The sequence below is a fragment of the Caulobacter sp. HMWF025 genome (assembly GCF_003060965.1).
In the GTDB taxonomy this organism is placed as follows: Bacteria; Pseudomonadota; Alphaproteobacteria; order Caulobacterales; family Caulobacteraceae; genus Caulobacter.
On record NZ_QAII01000122.1, the window covers coordinates 44,618 to 52,412 of the forward strand.

Annotated in this window: 9 protein-coding genes; 6 read left to right on the forward strand and 3 right to left on the reverse strand. The window is 68.9% G+C overall.

The genetic code is table 11. The features are described from left to right. The 3 genes from DBR10_RS13260 to DBR10_RS13270 all read left to right on the forward strand — a co-directional run. A partial coding sequence (locus DBR10_RS13260; RefSeq protein WP_199225339.1) for a DUF547 domain-containing protein occupies positions 1–690 on the forward strand: 690 nt, incomplete at its 5' end. Next, the gene (locus tag DBR10_RS13265) at positions 690–1,406 is read left to right on the forward strand and encodes a TVP38/TMEM64 family protein (protein ID WP_108505756.1); all 717 of its coding nucleotides are present in this window, start codon (positions 690–692) and stop codon (positions 1,404–1,406) included. The genes DBR10_RS13260 and DBR10_RS13265, both read left to right, overlap by 1 nt. Continuing rightward, entirely contained in the window at positions 1,403–2,824 is a 1,422-nt protein-coding gene (locus DBR10_RS13270) for a dihydrolipoyl dehydrogenase family protein (protein WP_199223589.1), read from the forward strand. The genes DBR10_RS13265 and DBR10_RS13270 overlap by 4 nt, the downstream gene beginning before the upstream one ends. Positions 2,825–2,855: 31 nt before the next feature. On the opposite strand, the gene DBR10_RS13275 is transcribed toward DBR10_RS13270, so the two are convergent. Both DBR10_RS13275 and DBR10_RS13280 read right to left on the reverse strand, forming a co-directional pair. After that, positions 2,856–3,977 (reverse strand): NAD(P)/FAD-dependent oxidoreductase, encoded by a 1,122-nt coding sequence (locus DBR10_RS13275; protein ID WP_108556410.1) that lies wholly within the window; start codon positions 3,975–3,977, stop codon positions 2,856–2,858. Positions 3,978–4,032: 55 nt separating this feature from the next. Beyond that, positions 4,033–4,848, reverse strand: a complete 816-nt coding sequence (locus DBR10_RS13280; protein ID WP_108505758.1) for a DUF1499 domain-containing protein — start codon at positions 4,846–4,848, stop codon at positions 4,033–4,035. A 163-nt stretch (positions 4,849–5,011) separates the two neighbouring features. On the opposite strand from DBR10_RS13280, the gene DBR10_RS13285 reads away from it, so the two are divergent. From DBR10_RS13285 to DBR10_RS13295, 3 genes are read left to right on the forward strand one after another with little or no spacing between them, the layout of a single operon-like run. Beyond that, positions 5,012–5,980, forward strand: a complete 969-nt coding sequence (locus tag DBR10_RS13285; protein ID WP_108505786.1) for a radical SAM protein — start codon at positions 5,012–5,014, stop codon at positions 5,978–5,980. A gap of 32 nt (positions 5,981–6,012) precedes the next feature. Continuing rightward, positions 6,013–6,669 carry a TIGR04283 family arsenosugar biosynthesis glycosyltransferase gene (locus tag DBR10_RS13290; protein ID WP_199223591.1) on the forward strand — a complete coding sequence of 219 codons (657 nt, stop codon included), beginning with the start codon at positions 6,013–6,015 and terminating at the stop codon, positions 6,667–6,669. Beyond that, positions 6,659–7,261 (forward strand): TIGR04282 family arsenosugar biosynthesis glycosyltransferase, encoded by a 603-nt coding sequence (locus DBR10_RS13295; protein WP_108505760.1) that lies wholly within the window; start codon positions 6,659–6,661, stop codon positions 7,259–7,261. The genes DBR10_RS13290 and DBR10_RS13295 overlap by 11 nt, the downstream gene beginning before the upstream one ends. On the opposite strand, the gene DBR10_RS20090 is transcribed toward DBR10_RS13295, so the two are convergent. Next, a partial coding sequence (locus tag DBR10_RS20090; protein WP_442861118.1) for a phosphorylase family protein occupies positions 7,239–7,795 on the reverse strand: 557 nt, incomplete at its 5' end. The two genes, DBR10_RS13295 and DBR10_RS20090, sit on opposite strands and share 23 nt — an antisense overlap.

Genomic DNA, 7,795 nt, shown 5'->3' on the forward strand with positions numbered 1-7,795 from the left:
TTTGACGCCCTGCTGGCGCGCTGGACCGAGGCTTCAAGCGACGGCGTAGTGCGGGTCGACTATGCCGGCTGGCGTCGATCCGACCCTGACCGCGAGGCATTGGGCCGCTATATCAACCACCTGTCGGGGCTTGATCCCCGGGCCCTGACCCGGCCAGATCAGTTCGCCTTCTGGGCCAATCTCTATAATGCCCTGACCCTTCGCGAGGTCATCGACGCCTGGCCGGTCAGGTCGATCCGGGACATCCGCTCGTCATGGCTGGTCGCCGGCCCGTGGAAGAAGACTGTCGCCCGGGTTCGCGGCGTCGACCTCTCGCTGGACGACATCGAGCACGGCATTCTGCGCAAGGGATGGTCGGACCCGCGCGTCCATTATGCGGTCAACTGCGCCTCATTCGGTTGCCCAAACCTGCCGCGGAAAGCCTGGCGGGGTGCGGGACTGGCTCCGGCGCTGGACGCCGCCGCGCGTGCCTATGTCAATCATCCCCGCGGCGTGGCTTTCAAGGGCGCAGCCCTCAGCGTGTCGTCAATCTACAGATGGTACGCGAGCGATTTCGGTGGCTCTGACCGACGCGTCATCGACCACCTCGCCGGCCATGCGGCAGCGCCCCTCAAGGCCCGCCTTCTCCAGGTCGACCGGATCGCCGGCGACACCTATAACTGGTCGGTCAATGCCATGGAAAACCGCTGATGGGCCTGTTGAAACGCTTTCTTCCCTTGCTGCTTCTCGCCGCCCTGGTGGTCGCCGTATTTGCCAGCGGCGTGACCCGCTACCTCAGTTTCGAGGCCCTGCGGACCCATGAGGCGGCCTTGCGGGCCTTTGTCGGCGAACACCTGATCCTGGCCCTGCTCAGTTTCATGGCCGTCTATGCCGTGGCCACGGCGATCAGCCTTCCCGGGGGCCTGATCCTGACCCTCACGGGCGGCTATCTGTTTGGCCCCTGGATCGGCGGCGGCGCGACTGTGGTCGGTGCCACGATCGGGGCCGTTCTGGTGTTCTATGCGGTCCGCACCTCGCTGGGCGAGGTCTTGCGCCGTCGCGCCGAGGCCTCGGGGGGAACGCTCAAAGCGGTTATCGATGGCGTTCAGGCCGGGGCCTTTGGCTATATCCTGACCCTCAGGCTGGTGCCTCTGGCCCCCTTCTGGCTGGTCAATATCGCCGCCGCCCTGGCCCATGCGCCGCTACGGGCCTATGCCCTGGCCACCTTCCTGGGCATCATGCCCGCCACCTTCATCTATAGCGGCATCGGGGCCGGGATCGGCGATCTGATCGCCCGTGGCGAAACGCCGAACGCCGGTGCGATCTTCGAGCCCCGCGTCCTCCTGCCCCTGATCGGGCTGGGCCTGCTGTCGCTGGGCACCACCCTCTATCAACGCCGCCGCGCCAGAACCGGAAAAGCCCTGTGACCTCCAAAACCCTCAAGGTCGACATGGTCGTCATCGGCGCGGGCGCAGGCGGCCTGTCCGTGGCAGCCGGGGCCGCGCAGCTGGGCCTGAAGGTGGTGCTGTTTGAAAAGGGTGAAATGGGCGGCGATTGCCTCAACTATGGCTGCGTTCCCTCAAAGGCGCTGATCGCCGCCGCCGAAGCCGCCCATCAGGCTCACGCCGCCTCGGCGCTCGGCATCCGGGTCGGCGAGGTGTCGATCGACTTCTCCAAGGTCATGGCCCATGTCCACGCCGCCATCGCGGCCATCGCGCCCAATGACAGTCAGGCGCGCTTCGAAGGACTGGGCGTGCAGGTGGTGCGAGAGGCCGCCCGCTTCGTCGACCATCGCACCGTCGCCAGCGACAGCGTGCGCGTCACGGCGCGAAAGATCATTGTCGCCACCGGCTCCCACGCCGCCGTGCCGCCCATACCCGGCCTCGACGCCGTCCCCTACCTGACCAATGAAAGCCTGTTTGGCCTGACGACCCTGCCCGAACGCCTGATCGTGCTAGGTGGCGGCCCGATCGGCGTCGAGCTCGGTCAGGCTTTCCGCCGACTGGGCTCGGAGGTAGTGATCATCGAGGCCGACGCCCTTCTGGGACGCGAAGACCCGGACGCCGCCGCCGAGGTTCTGGCCCAGCTCCGCGCAGACGGCGTCGAGGTCATGACCGGCTGCAGGGCCACGCGGATCATGTCCGGTCCCGTGGTTGAGGTGGAGGCCAAGGGCCAGACCCGCACGGTCACGGGCTCGCATCTCCTGGTCGCAGTCGGGCGCAGCCCGGCCCTGAGCGGACTGGACCTCGACAAGGCGGGCATCGAGACTAACCGCAACGGCATCATCACCGACAAGTCCCTGCGCAGCAGCAACCGGCGCGTCTATGCGGTCGGCGACGCCGCCGGTCGCGGTCAGTTCACGCATCTGGCCGGCGCACACGCCTCGCTGGTGGTGCGGCGGGCTGTCTTCGCCCTGCCCGTCAATGCCGACGCCCTGCAGGTGCCCCGGGTCACCTATTGTGATCCACAAGTGGCCTCGATCGGGCTGGGCGAATCCGGGGCCCGCGAGATCCATGGAGATGACGTCCGCGTCGAGCACTTTGACTTTGCCGAAAATGACCGGGCCATCGCCGAAGGCGACACGCGGGGCTTCGGCAAGCTGGTCACGACGAAAAAGGGCAAGATCCTCGGTGTCACCCTCGTGGGCCGACAGGCCGGCGACCATATCCATCTGTGGTCCCTGGTGATGTCGGCTGGGCTAAAGCTCAGCCAGATCACCAGCATGATCGCGCCCTATCCCACCCGGGGCGAGATCGGCAAGCGTCTGGCCGGCCAGTGGTACACCCCAGCCCTGTTCTCTGACCGCACACGCAGGCTGGTGGCGATCCTGAAGCATTTCGCCTGAGGGAAGGGTCTCGATCGTGCGACGGCCGTGGCTAGGCGCTTGAAGCCGGCGGTGCCCGCATGCGCCGGATAAAGCCGAGATCGAGATAGCGCTTCAGCCACAGCGCAGCGCGGCCCAGTAGCCAGAGCCGGCCGCGCACCGCCAGGCCGCGCCCCTCGCCCAGATCCATGATCGACAGCCAGCGAGACTGCGGGTGGTATGCCCGGGTGGGCCGGTCATCACCCTGGGCCACCAGATTGTTGAGCAGGACCGGCGCGGCGCGAACGCCGAAAACACCCGCCGCCGGCCGCGTATGGCCCTCGATCACGGCGCAGTCCCCGACGGCGAAGATGGCCGGGTCGCCTATGGCCTGCAGGGTCGGCATGACCCGCAACCGCCCCTCTCCGTCCAGCGGCAATCCGAGCTGGCCAATCAGCGGCGGGGCGGAAAGCCCGGCCGCCAGAACCAGGATGTCACAGGGCTCGAGCGCGCCGTCGGCCAGTCGAACGCTGTCGGAGGTTCGCGCCACGACAAGACCGGAACGCAAGACGGCCCCTCGCTCAGCCAGGGCCGCCGACAGCCGGGACCATGCGGCCGGCGGAAGACCTGCCCCATGGCGGGGCGCAATCACCGTGACCTGGGGCCGGCCATCACCGCGCTCAACCAGGCCGCAGAGGCTGGCGGCGATTTCCAGCGCGCTAGGGCCGCCGCCGGCGACCACGATCCGAGGGGCCGCCGCGCCCGCTGCCGCCTGCGCCTCGATCCGGGCGCGCAAGGTCAACAACTGCGACAAAGGCTTGACCGGCCAGACCCCGGGGCCGCCGACCAGGCCGTGAGGATCAACGGCCACGCTGCCGATGTTCAGCGACAGGCGGTCATAGGGTTCGGTCGCACCATCGGCCAAGGTCAGGATACGGGCTGCACGATCAACCGCCACGACGGACTGGGCCAGATGGCGGACGCCGAACGCAGCCGCCAGGGCCGCCACATCGATCTGCGCCTCATCCAGCGCCAGGGCGCCGGAAAGCACGCCGCTGGCCAGACCCGAATAGTGAAACAGAGCAGGCGCGATCAGGGTCACCGTCAGCCCTGCGGACCGCAGCCGGACGGCTTGCCGCACGACGTGCAAATGCGCGTGGCCCGCCCCGACCAGGGTCACCGACCGTACCGTCACGCGAGCCGCGCCCCTGGGAGGCGGAGGGCGGAGAGCCGCTGTCGTGGCGCGCGCCTCAGGTCTTCAGTCCCGCCGAAACCCGCACCAGATAGGTTTCAATCCGCTTGGCATTGGCCCCCAGATCGCTCAGCCCGACGCGCGAGATGGATCGCACATCAATCCGGGAGCCCTGCCCTTCGGCCCCCGAACGCACCCGCACGATGACGTCATCCTTGAACCCGAACCAGAAGGTCCCCGCCGTCGCCTCGATCACGCCGGCCTGCCGGTCCTGGGTCACCACGGTCCAACCCATGTCCCTGGCCGCCTTTAGAGCCGCCGCGAAGGCCGTTGTCGGTGCCTCGTCGAACACGGCCGTCCGCAGGCCCGGATAGGCCGCATGGCCGACCTGCCCCAGGCTCTTGCTGCCATAGCTGGCGAACCGGGGATCGCGGTAGGGGTCTGCGGCGGTCAGGGGGGCCTTCAGGTCGGCGACGGGATTGGCCTCCGCCGCCTTCCGGATAGACAGCAGGCTAGAACTCGGAGCCGGCGGATCGGCAATGTCGGTGGCAACGTCGTGGATCGGCGGGATGTTTGCCGCCTGGGCCCGCACCCAGCCCAGATAGCCCAGACCGGTCGCAGGGATGATCAGGGCGACGAGCGCCGCCGCCCACGCGCCCCGGGGACGGCGGATCAGGACCAGGATCAGGGCGACGAGGGCGATCACGGCCGTGGCCAGCAGCAGACGCGGTCCCCACTGTATGATCATCACGCCTAGCCCGATACGCCAGGACCAGAGGCCAAACTTCACCCCCAGGGCGGAGACCAGGAACCAGACGGGGACCAGCAGGGACAAGGCCAAGGCGAGCCCGGCGAATTTCGATCGCGTCAGCATGATTGTTCTCCTCAGTCAGGCGACCGTTCCACGAACCTCGCCGGGACGCCAGAGTCCGATTGCCAGGCGGTCCGATGAAACCAGTCCACCGCCCTGGCGGAATCTGGCCGGTCGTCCCGCTCGGCGCTGGGACGAACGGCGCGAAACTGGCACAATGGACGCCATGTCGACGAACGCTTCGCCCTTCGCAACCCATCGCGCCGCTGCCGGGCCCGGCCGCTTCGTGGACCCTTTCGTCACGGCGGACGGATCGCCCCGTGCCTCGGTCGCCCAGACCGCGCTGGAAACCCTGTGGTTCAACACCGGGACCCTGTGCAACATCGCCTGCGTCAATTGCTATATCGAAAGTTCCCCGACCAATGACGCCCTGGCCTATCTGAGCCTGGACGACGTCACCCGCTATCTGGCCGAGATTGCCGAGACCGGCCTGCCGACCCGCGAGATCGGCTTTACTGGCGGCGAGCCGTTTATGAACCCGGACGTCCTGGCCATGCTCGACGCCGCCCTCGGTGCGGGCCATCAGGTTCTGGTCCTGACCAATGCCATGCGCCCGATGCTGCGGTGGGGCGAGCGTCTGAGCGATCTGGCGCGACCGCATCGCGACCGCCTGACCTTTCGGGTCAGCCTCGACCACCACACCCGGGCGGTCCACGACGCCGAGCGCGGGACGGGATCCTGGGACAAGGCCTGGGAGGGTCTGGACTGGCTGCGCGACCAAGGCCTTCGTGTCGCGATCGCCGGTCGCCGACTGGCCGACGAGAGCGAGGGCGCCGCGCGGCAGGCCTATGGCGAGCTGTTTCGCGCACGCGGCCAGGCTGTCGACGCCGAGGACCGGTCGACCTTGGTGCTGTTTCCCGAGATGGAAGCGGACCGCGCCGTGCCGGAGATCACCGAGGCCTGCTGGCAGATTCTTGACCGCGCGCCCGAGCAGATGATGTGCGCCACAAGCCGCATGGTCGTGCGCCGCAAGGACGCAGCCGAGGCTGCCGTCGTCGCCTGTACCCTGACGCCGTATGATCCCCAGTTCGAGCTGGGCCAGACCCTGGACCAGGCCTCCGGCTCCGTTCAGCTGAACCATCCTTTCTGCGCCCAGTTTTGCGTCCTGGGCGGTGCCAGTTGCAGCGCACCATGATGTCACCTGGCCCTGGGCTGGTGGACCTCTCCGTGATCCTGCCCGTGCTCAATGCCGGCGAACGCCTGGGCCGAACCCTGGTCGACCTGCCGGCGGTGGGTGAGGTGATCGTTGTGGACGGCGGCTCCGTCGATGACACCGTCGCCCGCGCCGCCGCCCTTGGCGCGCGGGCCCTTCACTCTGTCCCGGGGCGCGGTCATCAGCTCGCCCTCGGTGCCGAGGCCGCCAGCGGCGCATGGCTGCTGTTCCTGCACGCTGACACCCGGCTCGACGCGCCGGCCTGGGCGGCTTTGACCAACCATATCGCAGACCCCCAAGCACGGGGATGGGCGGGGGCCTTTCGTTTCAAGCTCGACGACTCCGCCTGGCAGGCCCGGCTGCTGGAATGGGGCGTCGGCCTCAGGGTCGCGCTCCTGGCCCTGCCCTATGGCGACCAGGGCCTGCTGATCCATCGCGACCTCTATGCCGAGGTCGGGGGATTTGCCGCCCTGCCCCTGATGGAGGATGTCGACCTGGCCCGCCGCCTGGGCCGCCACCGTCTTCGCCGGCTGGATGGCGCCGCCCTGACCTCGGCCGAGCGCTGGCGTCGCCGCGGCTGGGTCCGCCAGAGCGCCCTGAACCTGCGCTGCCTGATGCTCTATTTCCTGGGCGTGGCTCCGGCCCGGATCGCGACGCTCTATGGGCGCTGATCCCACCCAGCAGCATCTGGTGCTGTTTACCCGCCAGCCGCGCTATGGCGTGGGCAAGCGCCGGCTCGCCGCGGATGTCGGCAACCTGGAGGCCGTACGGTTCGCTCGAGCGGCCCTCGCGCGTCTGCGCCGTACCCTGGGCCACGACCCGCGCTGGACCCTGTGGATCGCCGTTTCGCCGGACCGGCCGACGGACTGGGCCGCGCCGGCGCGGGTGATCGCCCAGGGCCCCGGCCATCTGGGCGAGAAACTGGAGCGGGTCGTCCGCGCCCTGCCGCGCGGACCGGTGGTCATCCTTGGTGCCGACACCCCGACCGTGACGCGTGAGGACGTGGCCCGGGCCTTCGCTGCGCTCGGCAACCACGACGCCGTGTTCGGCCCGGCCCGCGACGGCGGCTACTGGCTGATCGGCCTTCGCTGCCGACCAAGGATGCATCTGCCGTTTGAAGGCGTCCGCTGGTCGACCCAGCACGCCCTGGCCGACACCCTGGCCAACATGGAAGCCCGCCCGGTCGCCCTGCTAAGGCTTCAGGAGGATGTCGATGACGGAGCGTCGCTGCGGCGCTATCTCAGCCGATCGCGCCGGGGCTGAACCGTCTGGGGCAGATCCCCGCCAGCTTGCCGGCCAGCACCGGATCCCATGTCGCGGGATCGGTAACGACCGCATAGTCGAGGCCCGTGTCGATCGGTGAGGCCGTCCGGGTCTGCGGCAGGCCGCGCGCCAGCTCGGTCAGCATCCGGCGCGCCGCCTCGGCATTGGCCTTCATGGTTTCGAGGATCGCGGCGACCTCGACATGGGCCGTATTGGCCCGCCAGCAGTCATAGTCGGTGACCATGCAGACGCTGGCATAGGGCAACTCCGCCTCACGGGCCAGGCGAGCCTCGGGCATCGCCGTCATGCCGACGACCGAGCATCCCCAGGCGCGGTAGAGTTCGCTTTCAGCGCGGGTCGAAAACTGCGGGCCTTCGATGGCGACATAGACGCCGCCCTCGACCGTCACAGCGCCGGCCGCGCGCGCCGCCTTCGCCGCTGCCGACGACAGGCTCGGACAGACCGGATCGGCCATCGAGACGTGGGCGACGAGCCCCGGGCCAAAGAAGGACGCGGGCCGCGCGACGGTCCGGT